This window comes from Haloarcula rubra (genome assembly GCF_019599465.1).
Classification (GTDB): Archaea; Halobacteriota; Halobacteria; order Halobacteriales; family Haloarculaceae; genus Haloarcula; species Haloarcula rubra.
In genome coordinates this window covers 414,412-434,413 of sequence record NZ_RKLR01000003.1, presented here as the reverse complement: position 1 = coordinate 434,413, position 20,002 = coordinate 414,412, and the positions used below count along the sequence as shown (strand labels likewise).

The window sequence follows — 20,002 nt, the reverse complement described above, 5'->3', positions numbered from 1 at the left end:
CACGGCTCACGCAGCTTCATATACTTGTCGGTCGTAGTATACGTGTAGAGACGCGGGGCGCCGTACGGACAGGACGACACCCCGTCCGTGTCTCGGGAGCCAACAATGTTTCAAGAAGCCCTAAACTACCCACGGAACAGCGACAGCGCGGTCAAGAACGTCGTCGTCGGCGGTCTACTACTGGTCTTTAGCTTCCTGCTCGTCCCGACGTTCCTCGTCTTCGGCTACCTCGCCCGGACGCTCCGGCACGTGATAGACGGCGTCGAGGAACCCCCGGCGTTCGACGACTGGGGCCCGATGCTCGTCGACGGCCTGAAGGTGTTCGCCATCGGGTTCGTCTACGCGCTGGTACCCACCGTCATCGCAATCGCGGCGCTGTTCGCCACCGGCGTCACCGCCGGCATCGGCGGAGACAGCAGTGGGGCCGGGCTCGCAATCGGCCTCATCGCGGTCGTGACGGCGCTCCTCGTGACCGTCGTCTCGCTGCTCGTCGCGTACGTGATTCCGGCAGCCGTCGTCGCCTGGGTCCGCACCGACAGCCTCGGCGCGGCGTTCTCGCCCGCCGAACTCCGCCCGACGGTCTTCAGCCGAACCTACGCCACCGGGTGGCTCGTCGCCTTCGGTATCAGCCTCCTGAGCGGTATCGTCATCGGCCTGCTGAACGTCGTCGTCGTCGGCGCCATCCTCGCCCCCTTCGTCACGTTCTACGCGAACGTCGCGGGGGTCCACGCGATCGGCTCGGCGGTCCGGGAGATGCCCGCCGTCGACGAGGGGCCCGACGCCCCGGCCAGCCAACCCGCGGCCTGAGCGACCGAACACGAGGTGGACCGGATTTTCGTGACAGTCGTCGTCAAGTGACGACCATCGGCTATCGAGCGTGCCCGTATCCAGCATGCTACTCGTAGTGTCTTTTCAGCCCGCCTTTATCCCCTTGGCAGACGTACTTTCCTCCGTTACTGCTACGCTGGGCCAACGACGAGTGTTCTCGAACGTGGCGCCGACGGAGGCGGTGACAAAGTGATACCCATGTTCGAAGACGCACTCAGATACCCCTGGCGAGGCGAGAAGCGAGCCGAGACCCTGCTCATCGGCGGCGTGTTGAGCCTGCTCGGGTTCCTGCTCGTTCCGATACTGTTCGTGTACGGCTACATGGTCCGGGTCGTCCGGCAGACCGCGGCCGGTGACGCCGCGACGCCGCCGCGATTCGACGACTGGGAAGAACTGCTGGTCGACGGCGTCGTGGCGTTCGTCGTTTCGGTGGTGTATCTCTTCGTCCCGGTCGTGGCCATCGCACTGGCGGCGTTTGCCTTCCTCGTGCCCGTCACCGTCGTCGAGGGCGGCGTGGGTCCCAGAGCGGGGATGCTGGCGGCCGGCGGACTGCTGGTGGCGTTGCTGGCACTGTCGGTGACGCTGCTGCTGTTGCTGGTCGCGCTGTACCTGTTCCCGGCGGGCATCGCGGCCTACGCCCGCACCGGCCGGGTCACCGCGGCGTTCTCACCCGGCGACCTGCGGACCGTCGCCGGCGACCGGCGCTACGCCACCGGCTGGCTCGTCTTCGTCGCCATCGCGGTGCTCGCACAGGTGGTCTCGGGGGCCGTCGCGGCGACCGGCGTCGGCGGGCTTCTGGTCCCGTTCCTCCTCTTCTACGCCAACGTCGCCGGCGCGTACGCCATCGGCGTGGGCGTCGCCGACCTCGAGCTACGGGACGAGGCCGACGAGGACGCCACGGCCAGTCAGCCAGCGGTGTGAATAGCAGGGCACTTGTGGACGGGCGGCCCACCACTCGGTATGCAGATCAAGAGCCGGCAGGCCACCGGCGAGGGTCGCGAACGCGTCGAGGTGGTCCCCGAGACGCTCGACGACCTCTGGCACCTCTCACACGTCGTCGAACCCGGCGACCACGTCTCCGGTGACACCACGCGGCGCATCCAGCGCAACGACGACAATCTCCGTGACAAGGGCGGGGAGCGTGAACCGATGTGGCTGAAGATAGACGTCACCGACGTCGAGTTCGCGAAGTTCGCCAACCGTCTCCGAATCGGCGGCGAAATCGTCGACTGTTCCCGCGAGGACCAACTGGGCTTTCACCACACGCTGAACGTCGAGGAACACACCGAACTGACAATCGAGAAGCGCTGGAAACCGGACCAGAACGCGCGATTGGAGGAGGCCGTCGAGGCGACAGAGAACCCCGACGTGGCAATCGCCACCGTCGAAGAGGGCGAGGCCCACGTCCACACCGTCGCCCAGTACGGCACCGAGGAACGCGCCTCGATAACGTCGACGACTGGGAAAGGCGAGTACGCCCGGCCACGCGACGAACTGTTCGGCGAACTCGCCGACGTGTTGAAACGACAGGACGTGGACGCATACATCCTCGCCGGTCCCGGGTTCACGAAGCAGGACGCGCTGGACTACTTCGAGGACGAGATTCCGGATATCGCCGAGCAGATTACCGTCGTCGACACGGCCGCAGTCGGTGACCGGGGCGTCCACGAGGTACTGAAACGCGGCGCGGTCGAGGACGTCCAGCAACAGACCCGCATCGCCGAGGAGGCCGACCTCGTCGACGAACTGATGGCCCGCATCGGCGAGGGGAGCGAGGTGGCCTACGGCCCGGAGGAAGTCGCCAAAGCCGCCGACTTCGGCGCCATCGAGACGCTGTTGGTCGTCGACGAGCGACTCCGCGAGGAGCGGTCGGGCGAGGGCGACTGGGACGTCGACGTCGACCACATCATCGAGACGGCCGAACAGAAAGGCGGGTCTGTGACCGTCTTCTCCGCGGAGTTCGCCCCCGGCCAGCAACTGTCGAACCTCGGCGGTATCGCCGCTCTGCTTCGCTATCGTCTCGACTGACGCTCGCCGTCGGTACGAGTCGGTCCGCCACTCACCCGGAGTATCGTATCTTGTAATCGCCCGAAACCGTTTTTCCCTGTCCTACCGAGGAGGAGTTATACACTCGTCGAGAGGGTGGCCTGGATGGCATTCGAGGAACAACCGGACTTCGCGCGACAGGTGGCCGACTTGAACAAGTACGGTCAGGCACTCAACCGCTGTGAGACCGTCGAGGAGGTGGTCTCGCTGACGCTGGAGGCGATGTCGCTGCTCTTCCAGTTCTCCTACTCGACCTTCGTCGAGGTCCGTGACGGTGACCCGCACGTGGTCCACAGTACGAACCCCCGGACGACGGCGGGCGATCAGCCGAGCGACGTCGCGGCCCGCGCACTGGCGGCCGGCGAGACGGTCGTCGCGACCGGCGAAGAGGCCGGCATGACCGCCGACTCGGAGGTGACCGCCACGCTCGCCGTCCCGACGCAGGTCGGCGGGGAGGTGACGGCGATTCTGGTGACTCGCTCCACGTCCGTCGACTCGTTCGGCGAGGAACAGACCCGCCCGCTCGAGATTCTGGCCTCCCACGCCGGGACCGCCATCAGTAACATCCGCTCGCGCGAGCGCCTCGAACGCGCTCGGCAGGACTTAGAGACGCGCAAGGAGATGATAGAGATGTACGACCGGCTCTTGCGCCACGACCTGGGTAACGACCTGCAGGTCATCGCCGGGTTCGCCGACGCCGTCGCGGCCGACGTCGACGGCCAGACCGAAGAGTACGTCGGCAAGATACAGCGGGCGGCCCGGAGTTCCGCCGACCTCATCGAACGCGTCGGCGACCTCGTCTCGACCCTCGAAGCACAGGACGAACCGGAACCGCGCGACCTCGGCGCGATACTCCGGAGGACCGTCACCGAAGTCGCGGGGAACTACGACAGTCTGTCCGTCGACTTCGACCCGGACGAGTTCGACCACCGGGTGTACGGCGGGGAACTGCTCGACTCCGTGTTCACGAACCTCGTCTCGAACGCCGCCGTCCACAACGAGGGCGACGTCGAGGTGCGGGTCTACACCGAGGAACTCGGGACCGAGGAGGTGGTCGTCGGGTTCGCCGACGACGGCGACGGCGTCCCGGAGCGCCTCCGCGAGGAGATATTCGAGATGGGGGCGAAGGGTCCGGACAGTTCCGGGAGCGGGTTCGGTCTCGGCTTCGTCCGGGCGCTGACCGAGTCCTACGGCGGGAGCGTCAGCGTCGGCGACAGCGAACTGGGCGGGGCGGACTTCCGGGTCACGCTCCAGCGCGTCTGAGTCAGCGCTCGTCGACCGTTATCGAGAGGCCGTCTTCTGCGAACCGGACGTCGCCGTCGTAGCGGTCGCCGAGCGACGACAACATCTCCTCGTGTCGGCCCTCCGTGTGGGGGTAGAGGTGCGTGAGGTACACCCGTCCGAGGTCCGCGTCGGCCCCAGCGAGAGCCTCACCGAGCGCCGACGGTGTCGGGTGGTTCGAGACGTCGACGTCGTCGGGGAAAGAGCAATCGTGGACGAACACGGCCGCGCCGTCGGCGAACTCGACGAGGTCGGGGAACGCCTCGGAGTCGCCGCTGAACGCTATCGTCGGCCCCCCGGTGGCCGGCGTCACCCGGTAAGCGAAACACTGCATCGAGTGTCTCGTCTCGACGTGCTCGACGTCGAACCCGGCGAGCGAGACGGGACCGTCGACGTCCCGGAGCGTCAAGTCGAGGCGGTCCTGCATGTACTCGTGGACCGAGAGCAGGTCTTCGACGAGCGACTGGGTGCCGGGCGGCCCCGCTATCGTCAGGTCCGTCTCGCCGGCCAGCCAACGGGCTTTCAGCAGGACGTCGAGGTCCGAGACGTGGTCTAAGTGGTGGTGTGTCAGGAGGACGGTGTCGACGCCCTCGTAGCCGCGGTCCGTGCGAGCGAGTGCGTCGAGGACCCCGCTCCCGCAGTCGACGAGCAGGGCGTCGTCGCCGCTCTCGACGAGGTAACCCGACTGCGCGCGGTGCCCGGTCGGCATGGCACTGCCGGTGCCGAGGAACGTGAGTCGCATACCCGGGACGACCGCTCGGAGGCGGAAAGGTATTGGTGTCGTCAGCGGGGTGGGCGGACGTCGATGGAGGGTTGGGAGGGGGACCGTTCAGGGTCGCGTCGGCGGAGGGCTGGGGGAGGGGGACCGTTCAGGGCCGCGTCAGCGGAGGGGTGGGCAGCTGTGGCCGCCGGCGGGGACCGGTGGAGCGGTGACAGGGGAGCGTGCCACCGGGTCAGGGCGGAGTCGGCCGAACCGGGTCGCCCCGCGACGGCGCGTTTAGGGGTTGTTCCGGGTATATAAAAAGTCCAACTGAGGCTCAAAACTCGTTTTGAGCGACCGGAAGCCGGTCAGTAGTCGGCGTACGCGAGCGTCACCGCGACGATGGCGACGACGAGGAGTCCCCCGAGAAAGAAGGCCACCCCCGGTTCGACCTCGAACCCACCGCTGCCGGCGGCCGTCGTCGCCACCTCCGTCGCCACGTCGAGGGCCTCTGGTTCTTCGGTGGCGACTTCGGTGGGCGTCGGCGTCTCCGTCGCCTCGGCGATGCTGACACCGCCGCCGTCGCCGGACGTCGTGGCAGCCTCTGTCTCCGTCGAGACGGCCGTCGGCGTCGGGGTCGCCTCGGTACCCTGTACGGCCGCGTCCCCGCCACCCGACCCGCCCGACTCGGCGCCGTCACCGGAGGCGGCGGTCCCGAAGGGGAACGGGACATTTCCGAGCAGTATCTGGAGAATCAGGCTCGCTGCCGTCAGGATACCGACGGCGGGCATCAGGCGCTTGACGAGGGACTTGAGCGACCGTTTCCGGTCCTGTGTGCCCACGAACAGCACGAGGGGGTCCTCGGGCGGTTCGTACACCTTCATCTCCTGGCCCTTCTCGGAGTACTGCGTGCCGGCGACGGCTATCAACTCCTCGGTTTCGAGCTTTTCGAGGTGGTAGGAGACCTTCTGGATAGACATCCCCAGTCGGTCCGCGAGTTCGGATGGCGTTCCCGGGTCGTCGTAGACGGCGTTGAGTATCTCGCGGGCCGTCTCGGAGGAGAGCGCGTCGAGGACAGCGGAGACGTCGTCGTCGACACCGACGATCTGGAGTTCGCCGTCCTGTGACGCACTCGCGTCGGGACCACGCGAGGGCAACAGAGACATAATCGAGTCTACCAATGTCCAGCGTAATGAATCTCGTGGAGACTGCGACGGGAATTTCACTGTTCCAGTGGCCAGTTTAAGACGGTATTACCCACGTCCGTACTGCCCGGATGCCTAACTATCGTGGCGGAACCCACTTCCCCCCGCAGGCCGACGCTGACACAAGAGCCGACAATGGGAGGACGAGAGCGCCTCGCGGCGACCGACCCGGCGTTCGACGCCGACTCGGTCGCTATCGACGACGCGGACGTACTGGACTGTCTCGCGCCCGTCGTGCAGGACTGGTGGGTCGAGCAGTTCGGCGAGTACGTCCCCGGGAACGGCGGATTCTTCACCCCGCCACAGAAGGAGGCCATCCCGCTCATCCACGAGGGCGAGAACGCCCTCATCTGTGCGCCGACGGGGTCGGGCAAGACGCTCGCGTCCTTCACCGGCATCATCAACGAACTGTTCGCGAAGGCCCGCGAGGACGACCTCGACAACTCCGTCTACTGCCTGTACGTCTCGCCGCTGAAGTCGCTGGCAAACGACATCCACCGGAATCTGGAGGTGCCGCTGGACGGCATCACCGACAGACTCGACGAACAGGGCGAGGACGTGGCGATTCGCCACGCCATCCGCCACGGCGACACGAGCGACAGCGAGCGACAGGCGATGCTGGAGACGACGCCGCACATCCTCAACACGACGCCGGAGACGCTCGCCATCCTGCTGAACTCCCCGAAGTTCAAGGAGAAACTGGAGACGGTGGAGTACGTCGTCGTCGACGAGATTCACAGCCTCGCCGAGAACAAGCGCGGGACCCATCTCTCGGTGTCGCTGGAGCGACTGGAGGCCATGACCGAGACGTCGCCCACCCGTATCGGGTGTTCCGCGACGGTCGAACCGCTGGACACCGTCGCGGAGTTCCTCGTCGGCCGCGAGGAACCGGGCGGCGAGTCCCGACCGTACGAAATCGTCGACACGCGGTTCGCGCGGGACTTCGACGTCGAACTGACCTGCCCGACCGACGACCTCATCAACACGCCGAGTGACGTCGTCACCGAACGCTTCTACCGCGACCTCCACGAGCAGATTCAGGACCACACGAACACGCTCGTGTTCACGAACACGCGCTCCGGAGCCGAACGCGTCCTCCAGAACCTCCGCGAGAACTTCGCCGACTACGACGCGGACAACTCCGGGTGTCACCACGGGTCCCTGTCGAAGGAGAAACGACAGGGCATCGAGCAGGCTCTGAAGGACGGCGAACTGGACGTCGTCACGACGTCGACCAGTCTGGAACTGGGTATCGACATGCCCTACATCGACCTCGTCGTACAGGTCGGGTCCCCGAAGTCCGTCGCCTCGCTCCTCCAGCGCGTCGGCCGCGCCGGCCACCAACTCGGGCAGACCGTCGAGGGTCGCGTGGTCGCACTCGACCGCGACGAACTGGTCGAGTGTGCGGTGATGCTGCAGAAGGCCGAAGACGGGTTCGTCGACCGGGTGTTCATTCCCGAGAACGCACAGGACGTGGCGACACAACACGTCTACGGGATGGCCATCAATCGGGTCCGGCCCGAACGGGAGGTCCGCGGCATCCTCGAACGAGCGTACCCCTACCGGAACTACACCGACGAGTCGTGGGAGCAACTGTGTCGCTACCTCACCGCGGACTACCCCGGGATGGAGGAGAAGAACGTCTACGCGAAGATATGGCGGGACACGAACGACCCGCCCGACGGCGAGTACCACTACGAGGAGTACGAGGTGGGCGAACCGCTCGTCGGCAAACGCGGCCGACTCGCCCGCGTCATTTACATGACCAACATCGGCACCATCCCCGACTCGTTCACCTGCGACGTGTTCGTCCGCGGCGGCGACGAGTGGGTCGGGCAACTGGACGAGTCCTACCTCGACACGCTGGAACAGGGCGACGTCTTCGTGCTGGGCGGGTCCAACTACGAGTACCGCTACCGCCGCGGGTCGAAGGTGTACGTCGACCCGACGAGCGCCCGGCCGACGGTGCCGTCGTGGTTCTCCGAGCGCCTGCCGCTGTCGTACGACCTCGGGCGGGAGATTCTCGCCTTCCAGCGCGAACTGCTCGAGAAACTCGAACGCGGCGGGATGTCGGAGGTGCGAAACTGGCTCCGGAACTTCCCCTTGGACGAGAACAGCGTCCGCGCCATCGCGCGGATGTTCCGCGAACAGGTGGCCTACGCCGGCCCGGAGAGCGTCGCCACGGACGAGCGACTGGTGATAGAGGAGGCGATGGACCACGACGAGTACGAGCGCCACTACTACGTCCACTCCAACTACGGCCGGCGGTTCAACGACGGCCTCTCGCGACTGCTCGCCTACCGCGTGGCACAGGCGGCCAACGCCAACGTGCAGGTGGCCGTGGCGGACAACGGGTTCACGCTCTCGATGCCGCTCAATCGGAAGGTCGATATCCAGCGCATCGTCGAGAACGTCGACCCGGAGGACGTGCGGGGTGACCTGCGAGCGAGTCTCGACGGCACCGACCTCCTCCAGCGGTACTTCCGCATCAACGCCACGCGGTCGCTGATGATTCTGAAACGGTACAAGGGCTACGAGAAGTCCGCCAGCGAACAGCAGGTGTCCTCGGAGATGTTGCTCGGGTTCGCCGAGGACCTCGGTGACTTCGCCGTCGTCGAGGAGACGTACCGGGAGATTCTGGAGGACAAACTCAACGTCGCCGGCATCGAGGACGTGTTGACCGACGTACAGCGGGGTGCCGTCGACGTCGTCTCGACGCGGGTCGACTCGCCGTCGCCGCGCGCGTTCGGGCTGGCGACGCTGATGGCCAGCGACGTGGTCCTCGCCGAGGACGAGTCCGCCGTCCTCGAGGAGTTCCACCGTCGCGTCCTCGAAGAGATAGAGGGCGACGGGGACACCGACCGGTCGGTCGCCACCGACGACTGAGCGTCGTAGATGGCGGTATCAGTTGCCCGAACGACAAGACGGGTCATAGTGGCGACCGAACGTCCAGTGATGCCACACCACACACACGGCGAGGACCGCGAGGAACCGGAACCCGGACACGTCCACGAGGCCGTCGACGCCGACGTCGACGCCCGCGACGACTGGGCGCGGCGGCGACGGAAGGGCATCCCGACCGACAAGCAACTGCTCGTCGTCGCCTGTATGGACGAACGAATCCCCGTCGAGGAGGCGCTCGGCCTCTCGCTGGGGGACGCACAGATTTACCGGAACGCCGGCGGGAAGGTGACGGACGACGTCGTCCGGTCGGCGGCGCTGACGACACAGTTCTTCGACACGACCGAGATTATCGTCGTGAACCACACCGACTGCGGGATGATGAGCGCGAGCGACGAGGACGTGGTCGCGGGACTGGAGGCCGCCGCTGGCGGGGACTTAGACGACGTAGACGTCGACCCGTCGATGCCGGACCTGAACCTCGGCGACCACTCCGTCGCGGAGTGGATTCGCATGACCGACGACATCGACGAAGCCTGTGCGGCACAGGTGGAGTACTTGCGGAACCACGAACTGATTCCGGACGACGTGACGGTGACGGGGTACGTCTACGAGGTGGAGAGCGGGCACCTCAGGCGGCCGGGCGAGCGAGTGGCCGAACAGGTCAACGAGCGAGTGTGAGTCGACCGGGAGCGAGGGGCGTGGTGGTGTCGGTGGTCGACTGACTCCGTCTCACTCCCCCGCGCCGTCGAACTCGGCGAACTCCTCGATAGAGACGAACACGCCGCCGCGCATCGTCGGTTGCATGACGTACGCGGTCGGGTACTCGTCGGCGACGGCGTACACGTCGGGCGTCTTCATCTCGACGACCCGTTCCTCGTCGAGACCGTCGATGAACTCGGTCGTCACCATCGGTTCGACGAACGTCAACTGTCCGGTGCCGTCTCCGTCCGGGTCGTACGCGCCGTAGATGTTCGTGTGCGTGAACGACCCGTCGGGCTGGAACTCCGCCCCTGTCGTGTCGGCGAGGTGTTCGCCCATGTGCGGTTCGACGAGTGGGGTGTCGCGTTCGCCGTCCCCGTCGCTGTCGATGACGGGCAAGCGCTGGTAGTCCGTGGGCGTCTGCGCGTCTGGGAGGTCGAAGGTCGCCGGCCCGCCGAGGATGCCCTCGACCATCTCTTCCGGGACCACGTAGAAGTGGAAGTCGTAGTGCGGGACGGTGTAGACGTCCGGCGGTGGGTGGCCCTCCGGGTTGTAGTGGAACCCCACGAAGGTGAACTGGTGTGTGTCCACCGACGAGGGCAGTCCCAGATGCACCCCCAATGCGTCGTCGTCGAAGGCCGCCAGTGCGTCTGCGTCGACGTAGACGCCGAGCGAGGAGAGTGCCCCCTGCGGGTTCGTCGTCGCGTACGTCTGGACGACGCCGTCGAGGTAGCCGACGTCGTCACCCCACACGACGTCGTGGTTTTCGGGTTTCGGATGGGCCGCCGTCCGCGTCGAGAGGGCCGCACCGCCGACGGTGAGCGACCCCACGAGCACCGTACTCGTCGCCAGCCCTCGCTTGAGTGCGTCGCGTCGTGTCAGTCCGTTCGCTGATTGTGGGTCTGGCATGTGAATCCGGGTGACTCGTGTCACCCGACCTAGCACACCCGGCGCGGTCGCATAGTTATGTGTCTCGAACGGGTCGGTAGCGAAGCGTACGCTGTGTCGCTGGACGAGACGGTAGAGTAAGTGTCGGATACGTCCGTATAGACCCCGTGACGGGGGACCGGTGATAACGCGCAATCGTGTAATCTGGCAGACGGTTCGTGCCGTGGACCCGGATCGAAGTGTCAGACTCGGAACGTCGAGGGTCGCTTCGCCGTGAGAGACACCCGGTGGGGCGGCGCTCGGCCCCACACTTAATCCGCGTCTCGCACTACGGGTGGCGTATGGAGTCGTTGCATCCGCGAGTGAGACTGCTGTGGGCCGGCCGGACAGTCGTCTTCGCGTCAGTCCTGCTCGGACTCGCGGTCCTCGCAGACCGGTTGGTGGTATCGGTACCGCTCGACCTCGTCGCCGTCGGGTGGGGCGTGCTAGTGGTTCTCGGCGCCGTCCACGCGGTGTTCGCCCACCGAATCTGGCGGTTCGGGTTGCAGGACGACGCGCTGTTCCTCGTCCGCGGGGTCCTGACGCGAACGGACACGTCGGTCCCCTACGTCAGGGTCCAACACGTCGACACGACCAGAGGACCGGTCGAGCGAGCGGCGGGTCTCGCGAGCGTCGTCGTCTACACCGCCGGCTCTCGCGGCGCGGACATCACCATCCCCGGTCTGCGTCCCGAGCGAGCGACGGAACTGCGCGAGCGCCTCCGTGACCTCGCCAGCGAGAGCGAGGCCACCGACGCAGTATGAGACGGCTCCACCCGCGGAGCGCAGTCTTGCGCGTCGGCCGGGCCGCCGTTCAGGGCGCCGTCTTCGGCTTCTTCGTCGGGACGGCGTTGGCGGGGTCGCTCGGCCTGCCGGCGTGGGTCGGGCCCGCGCTGGCCCCACTCGGAGCGACGGTCACCGGGGGGTTCGCGCTGGTCCGGTACTACCGGTTCCGCTACGAGATTGTCGACGAGACGCTGGCCGTCGAGTCGGGGGTGCTGGCCAGACAGTCGCGTGAGATACCGCTCGGTCGGATTCAGAACGTCGACCTCCGGCAGGGCGTCCTGAACCGGTTGCTCGGGCTGACAATCGTCGACTTCGAGACGGCCGGTGGGAGCACCACCGAGGCCTCGCTGGACGCCGTCGCCCCCGAGGAGGCCGATAGACTCCGTCGCCTCGTCCAGCAGTTCGACCGTGAGAGCCGCGACCGAGCGGCCGGGACCGTCGACTCGTCGGCGGACGAGACGGACAGTGAGGCTTCGAGCGAGTCGGCGGCCGACGACGAGGTGACCGACCTCTTCGCCTTCTCGTGGCGCGACCTGCTCACCTACGCCGTGGTCTCCGTGCGCCCGGCCGCGCCGGTGTTGACGCTCGCCGGCCTCCCGCTGGGTGGGGACCTCGTCGCCGCCATCGTCCGGTTCAACCTCACGCTCGTGGGCGCAGAACCGGCGCTGACGCCGTCGGTGCTGGAACCGTTCGGCCCGCCGCGACTGGTCGCACTCGCGCTGCTGACGCTCGTCGAGTTCCTGCTGGCGGCGCTGGTCGTCAGCGTCGTGCTCACCGTCGTCGAGTACTACGACTTCCGCCTGTTCCGGGAGGGCGACGACCTGCGGTATCAGCGCGGCCTCGTCCGGCGGTACAGCGGCACCATCCCGCTGTCGAAGGTCCAGACGGTGACGGTCAAGGAGAACGTCCTGATGCGACGGTTCGGACTGGCCACCCTCGTCGTCGAGACGGCGGGGTACGGCGGCGGGACCCAGCAGTCGGAACAGGGCGTCGCCGTGCCGATGGCTCCCCGCGAGGAGGTGTACGAACTCGCGCGGGACATCGAACCGTTCGGCACCTTCGAGTTCGAGCGACCGCCGACCCGCGCACGTCGGCGGTACGCGTTCCGCTTCGCCGTCGTCGCCGCCGTCCTCAACGGGGTCGGCTACGCCGTCGACACGTTCTTGCTGGAGTCCGGCGACTGGTGGGTCCTGTTGGGGCTGTTCGTCCTCGTGCCACTGGCGGCCCACCTCCGGTGGCGACACCGCGGGTTCGCACTGGACGACGACGTCCTCGCCACGCGTGCGGGGTTCTGGTCGCAGACGACGCGAATCGTGCCGTACTATCGCGTCCAGACGGTGTTCGTCGGCCGGTCGCCGTTCCAGCGCCGCCGTGACCTCGCGACGGTCACCGCCGACACCGCCAGTACGGCGAGTGTTCTCGGCGGATCGGCGACTGCCTACGACGTCGACGAGGAGACGGCGACCGACCTGCGGACGGAACTCCGGAAGCGTCTGTACACGGATTTACTGGCGCGGAAACGCGCACGCAGGATGGACGAGAGCGGTCGGTAGCGGTTCTGTAGAGGGGGACGTGGTCGGGGGACCGGGACTGTGGCGCGTGGAGGGCGACGTCAGGGCGGTCCGGCCCGAGCGGTCACTCGACGTGTCGCTTCCCACACTGCTGGCAGGAGAAGAGGGTCCGGTCGGACAGCTCCTGTTCGGCGGCCAGCGGGAACCCACAGTCAGGGCAGTCTGTCATACGTTGTATTCGTGGCCGGCGGGTTTTAAAATACGGTACTAACTATGCAGGGTCCCGCCCGCCTCCGGCCCACTCGACCATCCGTCCGTACACCTCGTCCGTACCGAGTGCGTCCGCGTCGCCCACGAGGACGAGGGCCTTCTTCGCTCGCGTCATCGCGACGTTGATACGCCGGTAGTCCTCGAAAATCGGCCCTTCGAGGGCTCCCGTCGCGACGAAGGAGACGACGATGACCTCCTTGCTCGACCCCTGAAACCGGTCCACCGTGTCGACGGCGACGTCCGGCAGGCGCCGGTCGAGTTCGGCGACCTGTGCGCGGAACGGCGCGATGACGCCGATGTCGTCCGCGGGCACCCCCGCGTCTCGGTACGCCGCGACCACCTCGGCCACGGCGTCGGCCTCGACGGGGTTCGTGTTGCCCGTCTGCGTCCCCTCCGGGTCGACGAAAGCGACGCGGTCACGGAGGTGGGCGGGCAACGCGTCCATCGAGACGCCCGGGAGGTCGTCGATTCGCTGGGCGGCCACCTCGCCGGTCGCCGGCCGTAGCTGACCGTCGTAGAACTCCCGCGAGGCGAACGCCTGAATGTGTTGTGCCATCCGGTACTGGCGGTCGAGCATCACGCCGGCGTCGGGGTGTGTCTCGATGAGTCGCTGGAACAGCGACGTCGAGAGCGTGGCGTCGTCGGACTGGACCACCGGTGGGAGTTGCTGGTGGTCGCCCACGAGGACGAACCGGTCGGCGAGGGTCGTCGCCGCCAGCGTGCCGGGTTCGGTCAACTGACCGGCCTCGTCGACGACGGCGACGTCGAACGACTGGCTCTGCATCGCGGTGCCGCCGCAGGTGGCCGTCGTCGCGGCCACGACCTGCGCGTTCTGGAGCGTCGCCGCACACTCGCCGGGGTCACCCGACTGTTCCAGTCTGTACTGCTGCATGTCCTCGCGAACGCCGCTCTCGGTGCCGACGCGGACGACGTCCGTGTAGCCTTGCTCTTCCAGCGCCTCGATGGCGTTGTCGACGGCGCGGTTCGTGAACGCCGACAGCAGGACGCGGTCACCCCGGTCGACGAGCGTCCGGACCATCCGCGCGAGCGTGTAGGTCTTCCCGGTCCCCGGAGGCCCGTGGACCAGCGCGAAGTCCTGGGCGCCGACGGCCAACTGGACCGCCTCGTTCTGGGCCTCGTTGTTGTCGATGAACGTCTCCTCGACAGTCTCGAACTCGGGGGCCCGACGCCCGAACAGCACGTCCTTCTCGTCCGGCGACTGGGTCAACAGGGCGTCGTGGAGCGCGTTCTGGAGGCGGTCGGTGGTCAGCTCAGAGGGGTACACGTCCAGTCGGCGGAGGTCCAGTGGTTCGTCGGCGGTGACGACTATCTCCTCACCCACTCGCTCGACTCGCGCCAGTTCCGCGTCCCCGGTGACGGGGTCCCCGTCGCTGGCCATCACGAGGTCACCTTCGCGAATCTTCGAGACGGCGCCGGTACCGGTGGCCCGGAGCTCCCAGCGCCCGCTGTCGAGTTCCGTGCGCCCGACGGGGTCGAGGTCCACCAGCGCCCGGTCGTCGTCGGCCCGTTCCTGGGGGGACTGCTCCCAGAGTTTCGCGTACTCGCGGTGGACCGCCCGACGCTCGGCCTCGATGGCGTCGTAGTACCGCTCGAAGTAGTCCCGCTCCTCTTCGGGGATGGCGACGCCGACCTGTCCGGCCTTCGACTCCTGGTCGAGACGGCCGGAGACGGCCATGCAGGTGTCCTGCTCGAAGCAGTACTCACACTTGGCGTTGGCCTCGTACCCCGTCGGGACGCCGGTGTCGTGTTCCATCGCCGCGATGGCGTTCCGGGTCCGAATCACGTAGTTCAGCAGGCCCGACCCGATGGAGAACTCCTTGGCCGGCGAGAGGTCCCCGCTCTCCTCGGTGCGGTCGACGGCAGCGTTCTTCGTGTACAGGAGGGTCCCGGTGTCCGGTGCGGCCTCGATGGGCGTCGTGGTCCCACCGTCACCGGCCATCACGGCGCTCGCGTCCAGCGAGTTCGCCGCCCGTTCGCCGAGCATCAGCGCGTACGCCGTCGCCTGAATCTTGTCCTGAAACCGCGGTTCGCGCTTCGTGTTCTTGCCCGTCTTCAGTTCGACCGGCATCCCCCGTCGGACGGCGTCGGCCCGCCCCTTCATCCCGTACCGTTCGGAGATGAGCGTCATCTCGGAGCGCCACTCGCTCTCCGCGGGACTGAAGTCCCGCTCCGCGCTGTCAGCGGCTTTCGCCGCTCCGTCTTTGTCCGTGAGCGTCCCCTGATTCAGCCACCCCTCGATGGCCTTCGCGTGGTCCCGCACGTCGCCGGCCACCTCGTCGGCCTCCCGGCCGAGCAAGCCGATGTCGAGGCCCGCGGCCTCGACCTGGTCCTCGATGGCCGCCTCGACGTCCCGGCCCCGCAGGAGGTCACCGAACACCTCGTGGACGACGGTCCCTTTCACGAGCGGATACGCGAGGTCCGCCCCGTCCAGTTTCCGGAGGTAGTACATCCGGGGGCACTGCACCCACGCCCGGACGTCGGTCACGTCCACGAGGAAGTCCGGTTCGACGACGACGGTGGCGTCGCTCCCCACCGAGTACTGCGTCTCGCCCTGATACTGTCGCTCGTCCGGGTCGTAGACGGCCAGTTCCATCCCGGGTTCGAGTACGTCGGCCGTCTCGGTCCACTTCCCCCAGAGCGTGACCGTCGTCGGGTCGCCGGCCCCGCGGTCCGGACGGAGCGTCACCTCACAGAGGTCGCTCTCGCCGTACTGCGTGTTCACGGTCTTCGGGTCGCTCACCTCGACGACGGGGCCGCGAAGTTGCACGGCCTGAGTCACGGCGGGGCACGGAAAAACGCTGTCGGTCACTCCGCTCTGCGACGACGGCCCGAGCGCCGACTCTTCGGTGTCGGGAGCGGTGCTCGTCGTCTCCCGACAGAACCGACGATACTGATACGCGGAGCGGATGTTTCACTTTGACGCAGAGGATGGCGGGAAGTGGACGTTATCTGCGACAGCATTACTTGGATGTGTTCTTCTCGACTTAATTCCGCCACATTCATTTATTCGGAGGGAGAACGACGAGATATGAGCGCGGAAACCGAGCCGGTCGAGAGTCGTCCCGTCGATACCCAGCGCGTCGTCGCGGCCGTGGACGAGACAGACGGCCAGCGCCGCCTCGTCGTCGCCGACGTCACGACCGACGAGGCGTGGCTATCGGTTCCGACGAGCGCCGCCGTGACGGTCTCGGAGTGGCGATAGTCCGCGTCTCAGGACTCCGTCTCGTTCTCGTGGCTGTAGCTCCGAAGCGTCTCCAGTGAGACGTCTTCGAGCACGTCCTCGCTGGTGGCCGACAGCACGACCGGCGGCGCGTGGCCGTCCTCGTGGGCCTCTATCCAGCGCGGGACGCAGACACACCATCGGTCGCCCGGTTCGAGCCCCGGGAAGTTCAGTTCGGGGCGGGGCGTGACGAGGTCGTTGCCCGCCGCCTTGCTGTACTCCAGAAACGTCTCGGTCATCACCGCACAGATTTCGTGCCGGCCGGGGTCACGTTGCAGCGGGTAGCAGTAGCCGTCGCGCATGAACCCGGTCACCGGGTCCTGTGAACAGCTTTCGAGGTCGCCGCCCAGGACGTTCGACTCGCTCTCCATACCGCTAGCTCCGGGTGTCCGCGTAAAGGGGTTCGGCTCTCTCGTCGGGCCGCGGCCGACGGCGTACCGTGGAGACCGATGCCTTCATTCTGACGCGGGACCAACCTCCGACCGACAATGCGCGTTCGTGACTGGCAGGACATCATCGAAGACGTGATGGACAGCAACGCCGACCCCGGCGGGTGGCGCGCCGTCGGTGGCGACCGCACGAACGGCATCGGCGAGGACCTGTACGTCGGCCACCCCTCTTCCGGAGTCTACCAACTCAAGACGTACGCGAAGAACCCCTTCGAAGTGCAGGGGGTCGGCACGCGGGTCGCACGCCGCATCGACGAGGACATCGACCCGCTCTTCCCCGAGAACGGGACGGGTCTGTTCGGCGTCCAGCAGGCGCCGGAAGACGAGGACGACGCCGAGGAGAAGGCGAAGAACCTCGAGACAGTCCTCGAGACGCACGCCGACGCGCCGACGACGCCGCGAGCGATGCTCGAAGACGTGATGGACGCCGTCGACTCGCCAGCCTACGGGCCGATGGAGTTCGACCAGTACGACCGTCCAGAGCGGATGGACTCGCTGACCGACACCTTCGAGGAGGCCGAGGAACTGCTCGACAAGGAGTTCGAGGACGTCGTCGAGGAAGACGTCGAACGAGGATTCTACTGATGACACACCCACACGACAGCACGGGAGACGCCTGATGGTCGGCCCCTCTATCTCCAGTGCGGACCGCGAGAAGTTCCTGAAGCAACTCAAACTCGGGTTCGCCATCCTGGTGGGCGGGTCGATGGCGCTGGTCACGCTCTGGGGTGGTGCGGAACTGCCACTCGTCGTCGGCGTCGCTGTCGGTACGACCGCCGTCGGACGCCTCCTCGCGGAGTTCACGTTCCCCGACAGCATCGCCGAGACCCCCTACGAGGACACGACCGACCGCGGGCCGAAACCCGGGGCGCGAACGAAGCGACGGCGCTCCGAGTCGGACGACGATGGGCTGACGCGAGCGACGGACGGCGACGGCCGACGGTCGAAGCGCGAGTAGTGACCGTCAGCCGACGTGCTTGAGATACAGCGACCGGCCAGTGGCGAAGACGTCCCAGACGGGACTGGCGCCCCGCTCCCACACCAACGTCGGAATCGTCTGCCCGCCGAACCCCTCTTTGTACCGGAACACGCCGTTCTCGTAGTCGGGCTTCGTCGACCCGAGGTCGTAGGTGTCGTACCCGTGGTCGATGCCCCAGCGGAGGACGTAGTCGTAGAGGCGCTCGGACGTGTGGTGCTCGAAGTACCGTTTCGGAACGGCCGAGAGGTAGCCGTGGACCGACGACTGCTCGTCGTCCAGAATCTCCAGCAGTCCCCCGGCGTACTGTCCGTCGACGCGCGCCGTCACGAGGAGCAGTCGGTCGTCCATATCCAGCAACTCCTCGAAGAACCGGAACGGGAAGGGGTCGGTGCCGACACGGGCCATCACCTGCTCGTAGGTGCGGTAGTATCGGTCGAGTGAGTCCCACGTCACCGGTTCCTCGACGACCTCCAGACAGTCCGCCTCGCGCCCGCGCTCGATGCCACGGCGCCGTGACCGACTCATCCCCGCGAGGACGTCGTCGTACCCCTGCGACAGGTGGAGCAGGAACCGACAGCGGCGTCGGTTCGGCACGTAGTCGTGGGCCCGCAAGACCGTGTTGTACCGGAGATAGCTCGGGTCCAGCGCCCGTATCTCGTGGACGATAGTGCGCGGCGAGAGCAGGTCGGGCACCGCGTCGAGCAGCGCCGAGAGCACTGCGTCCGTATCCGTGGTCATCACCGGCCCGCCGAACCCGGGGTCGACCGAGGTCAGCCGCCGGAACGGAGGCCGCTCTGCCCCGTCGAGGGGCGCGACGAAGTTCGGAAAGAGGCCGACGAGGTTGTCGTCTTTCCTGACGACGAGGTGTCGGGGCGTGCGGTCGAGCCCCGCTTCCACGGCGTCGAGCCACTCGTAGCGGTGGAAGACGCTCCCCCGACTCGCGTGCTCGACGACGTGGTTCCACTCGTCGCGAGACAGTTCCCGCACCGACTCGAGAACGTCGACCTCGAGCCGTGACTGGCCGCTCGCAACCGGGGCGCCACCAGCGAATCCGGACGCGAGACGACTGACGATGTGCATCTGCCACCGGCTTACTCGAAGCGGGGACTATGTAATGGTGAAATTTCGTGCGGTAAGGACCACTAGCGGCCGACGTTCGGCCGCTCTGGCGCCGACCTACGGGTCGACGCGCTCTATCCACAGCGCGGGCGTCTCGATTTCGTCGTCGGTCGGCAGGGTCTCCGGGGAGTCCCACACCCGACCGGCGGCCGCGACGCCGCGTTCGTCGGCCACCGCCTCGAAGAAGGCCTTCCCGCGTTCGTACTGCTGGCGTTTCATCCCGAGGCCCAGGACCCGCCGGACGAGTTCGGCGACCGGGCCGCGGCCCTGTCGTCGCTCGTCGACCTTCCGCCGCAGGTCGTCGTACTCGTCGTCGAAGGCCCGGTCCATCAGCAACTCGGCGTACCCCTCGACGGCGGTCATCGTCGTGTCCAGTTCTCCCAGCGAGTCCCGGTCGAGGGTGCCGTCGGTGAGGCGGTCGATGGCTTCCTCCATCGTCTCCTCCATGTGGTCGGAGAGCCACGGCGCGGCCCCGAACTCGGCGGCGTGTGTCACCTCGTGGAACGCTATCCAGCGGCGGAACCGGTCGTGGTCCACGTCGAGTTGGTCGGCGACCTTCCGGATGTTCGGCCGGACGAAGTACAGGGCGTGGTCGTCGCCGTCGGCGAGCAAGAGGGGGTCGTACTGCCCGAGGACGTTGTTTCCGAGAAAGGAGAGCGCGAACGCCATCGACCCGGTGTTGACCACGCGGGCGACGCCGGGGATGAACTCCGCCTGCTGTTCGATAGGCGCCATCACTCGTTCGAAGGTGGCGACGTTGGCGTCTATCCAGTGGTGTCGGTGCTGAATCTCGACTGTTTCGGGGAGGTCGAAGTCGAGCTGCCCGACTTCCCGGACGCGATCCCGGGCGTCCCGGACGTCCGTCGCGTACCCCTGTCGCTCCGTGGCGGATACGTCGAGGTCGCCGGGATCCGTCGCCGACTTCGCGGCCTCGGCGACGGCGGTCCAGTCTATCGGACCGTCGCCAGAAGCGCCGGCGACGGCGCGAACGCTATGATATAATCCCATACCCGAAGGAGGGGACGGGGCGGCATAGTCCTTCTCCCCACGCCGGGGGC

General features: G+C 67.1%; 18 protein-coding genes. 11 read left to right on the top strand and 7 right to left on the bottom strand.

Features of this window, described 5'->3' with window-relative positions:
- The first annotated feature begins 105 nt into the window (after positions 1-105).
- The 4 genes from EGH21_RS10505 (at position 106) to EGH21_RS10490 (ending at position 4,137) form a co-directional block, all read left to right on the top strand.
- Entirely contained in the window at positions 106-807 is a 702-nt protein-coding gene (locus EGH21_RS10505; RefSeq protein WP_220618426.1) for a DUF4013 domain-containing protein, read from the top strand.
- 219 nt (positions 808-1,026) lie between these two features.
- Complete coding sequence (locus EGH21_RS10500; RefSeq protein ID WP_220618651.1) at positions 1,027-1,749, top strand: DUF4013 domain-containing protein; 723 nt, start codon at positions 1,027-1,029, stop codon at positions 1,747-1,749.
- Between the two features lie 39 nt (positions 1,750-1,788).
- The gene (locus tag EGH21_RS10495; RefSeq protein ID WP_220618425.1) at positions 1,789-2,856 is read left to right on the top strand and encodes an mRNA surveillance protein pelota; all 1,068 of its coding nucleotides are present in this window, start codon (positions 1,789-1,791) and stop codon (positions 2,854-2,856) included.
- A 123-nt stretch (positions 2,857-2,979) separates the two neighbouring features.
- The gene (locus EGH21_RS10490) at positions 2,980-4,137 is read left to right on the top strand and encodes a sensor histidine kinase (RefSeq protein ID WP_220618424.1); all 1,158 of its coding nucleotides are present in this window, start codon (positions 2,980-2,982) and stop codon (positions 4,135-4,137) included.
- 1 nt (position 4,138) lies between these two features.
- Here the strand turns inward: EGH21_RS10490 and EGH21_RS10485 are convergent, their stop codons facing one another.
- Both EGH21_RS10485 and EGH21_RS10480 read right to left on the bottom strand, forming a co-directional pair.
- Entirely contained in the window at positions 4,139-4,897 is a 759-nt protein-coding gene (locus EGH21_RS10485; RefSeq protein ID WP_220618423.1) for an MBL fold metallo-hydrolase, read from the bottom strand.
- Positions 4,898-5,223: 326 nt separating this feature from the next.
- Complete coding sequence (locus EGH21_RS10480) at positions 5,224-6,021, bottom strand: ArsR/SmtB family transcription factor (RefSeq protein ID WP_220618422.1); 798 nt, start codon at positions 6,019-6,021, stop codon at positions 5,224-5,226.
- A gap of 174 nt (positions 6,022-6,195) precedes the next feature.
- On the opposite strand from EGH21_RS10480, the gene EGH21_RS10475 reads away from it, so the two are divergent.
- Complete coding sequence (locus EGH21_RS10475) at positions 6,196-8,946, top strand: ATP-dependent helicase (RefSeq protein ID WP_220618421.1); 2,751 nt, start codon at positions 6,196-6,198, stop codon at positions 8,944-8,946.
- A 69-nt stretch (positions 8,947-9,015) separates the two neighbouring features.
- Entirely contained in the window at positions 9,016-9,642 is a 627-nt protein-coding gene (locus EGH21_RS10470; RefSeq protein ID WP_220618420.1) for a beta-class carbonic anhydrase, read from the top strand.
- Positions 9,643-9,693: 51 nt separating this feature from the next.
- Here the strand turns inward: EGH21_RS10470 and EGH21_RS10465 are convergent, their stop codons facing one another.
- Complete coding sequence (locus tag EGH21_RS10465) at positions 9,694-10,572, bottom strand: hypothetical protein (RefSeq protein ID WP_220618419.1); 879 nt, start codon at positions 10,570-10,572, stop codon at positions 9,694-9,696.
- A 320-nt stretch (positions 10,573-10,892) separates the two neighbouring features.
- Here EGH21_RS10465 and EGH21_RS10460 point away from each other — a divergent pair, with 320 nt between their 5' ends.
- Both EGH21_RS10460 and EGH21_RS10455 read left to right on the top strand, forming a co-directional pair.
- Entirely contained in the window at positions 10,893-11,354 is a 462-nt protein-coding gene (locus EGH21_RS10460; RefSeq protein ID WP_220618418.1) for a PH domain-containing protein, read from the top strand.
- Positions 11,351-12,928 carry a PH domain-containing protein gene (locus EGH21_RS10455; protein ID WP_220618417.1) on the top strand — a complete coding sequence of 526 codons (1,578 nt, stop codon included), beginning with the start codon at positions 11,351-11,353 and terminating at the stop codon, positions 12,926-12,928. The genes EGH21_RS10460 and EGH21_RS10455 overlap by 4 nt, the downstream gene beginning before the upstream one ends.
- 229 nt (positions 12,929-13,157) lie before the next feature.
- Here EGH21_RS10455 and EGH21_RS10450 read toward each other — a convergent pair whose 3' ends face one another.
- Entirely contained in the window at positions 13,158-15,944 is a 2,787-nt protein-coding gene (locus EGH21_RS10450) for an AAA domain-containing protein (RefSeq protein ID WP_220618416.1), read from the bottom strand.
- A gap of 261 nt (positions 15,945-16,205) precedes the next feature.
- Between EGH21_RS10450 and EGH21_RS10445 the strand changes: the two genes are divergently transcribed.
- Positions 16,206-16,379, top strand: coding sequence for a DUF7556 family protein (locus EGH21_RS10445; RefSeq protein WP_220618415.1), 174 nt, complete (start codon positions 16,206-16,208; stop codon positions 16,377-16,379).
- Between the two features lie 8 nt (positions 16,380-16,387).
- Here EGH21_RS10445 and EGH21_RS10440 read toward each other — a convergent pair whose 3' ends face one another.
- Positions 16,388-16,768, bottom strand: a complete 381-nt coding sequence (locus EGH21_RS10440) for a DUF2237 family protein (protein WP_220618414.1) — start codon at positions 16,766-16,768, stop codon at positions 16,388-16,390.
- Positions 16,769-16,885: 117 nt separating this feature from the next.
- Here EGH21_RS10440 and EGH21_RS10435 point away from each other — a divergent pair, with 117 nt between their 5' ends.
- Positions 16,886-17,431, top strand: coding sequence for a hypothetical protein (locus EGH21_RS10435; protein ID WP_220618413.1), 546 nt, complete (start codon positions 16,886-16,888; stop codon positions 17,429-17,431).
- Between the two features lie 34 nt (positions 17,432-17,465).
- A complete protein-coding gene (locus tag EGH21_RS10430) occupies positions 17,466-17,804 on the top strand; it encodes a hypothetical protein (RefSeq protein WP_220618412.1) in 339 nt (112 codons plus the stop codon).
- Between the two features lie 6 nt (positions 17,805-17,810).
- On the opposite strand, the gene EGH21_RS10425 is transcribed toward EGH21_RS10430, so the two are convergent.
- Positions 17,811-18,905: a GNAT family N-acetyltransferase gene (locus EGH21_RS10425; RefSeq protein WP_220618411.1), complete on the bottom strand. Its 1,095-nt coding sequence runs from the start codon at positions 18,903-18,905 to the stop codon at positions 17,811-17,813.
- A 96-nt stretch (positions 18,906-19,001) separates the two neighbouring features.
- Entirely contained in the window at positions 19,002-19,952 is a 951-nt protein-coding gene (locus EGH21_RS10420; protein ID WP_220618410.1) for a zinc-dependent metalloprotease, read from the bottom strand.
- Between the last annotated feature and the right edge of the window lie 50 nt (positions 19,953-20,002).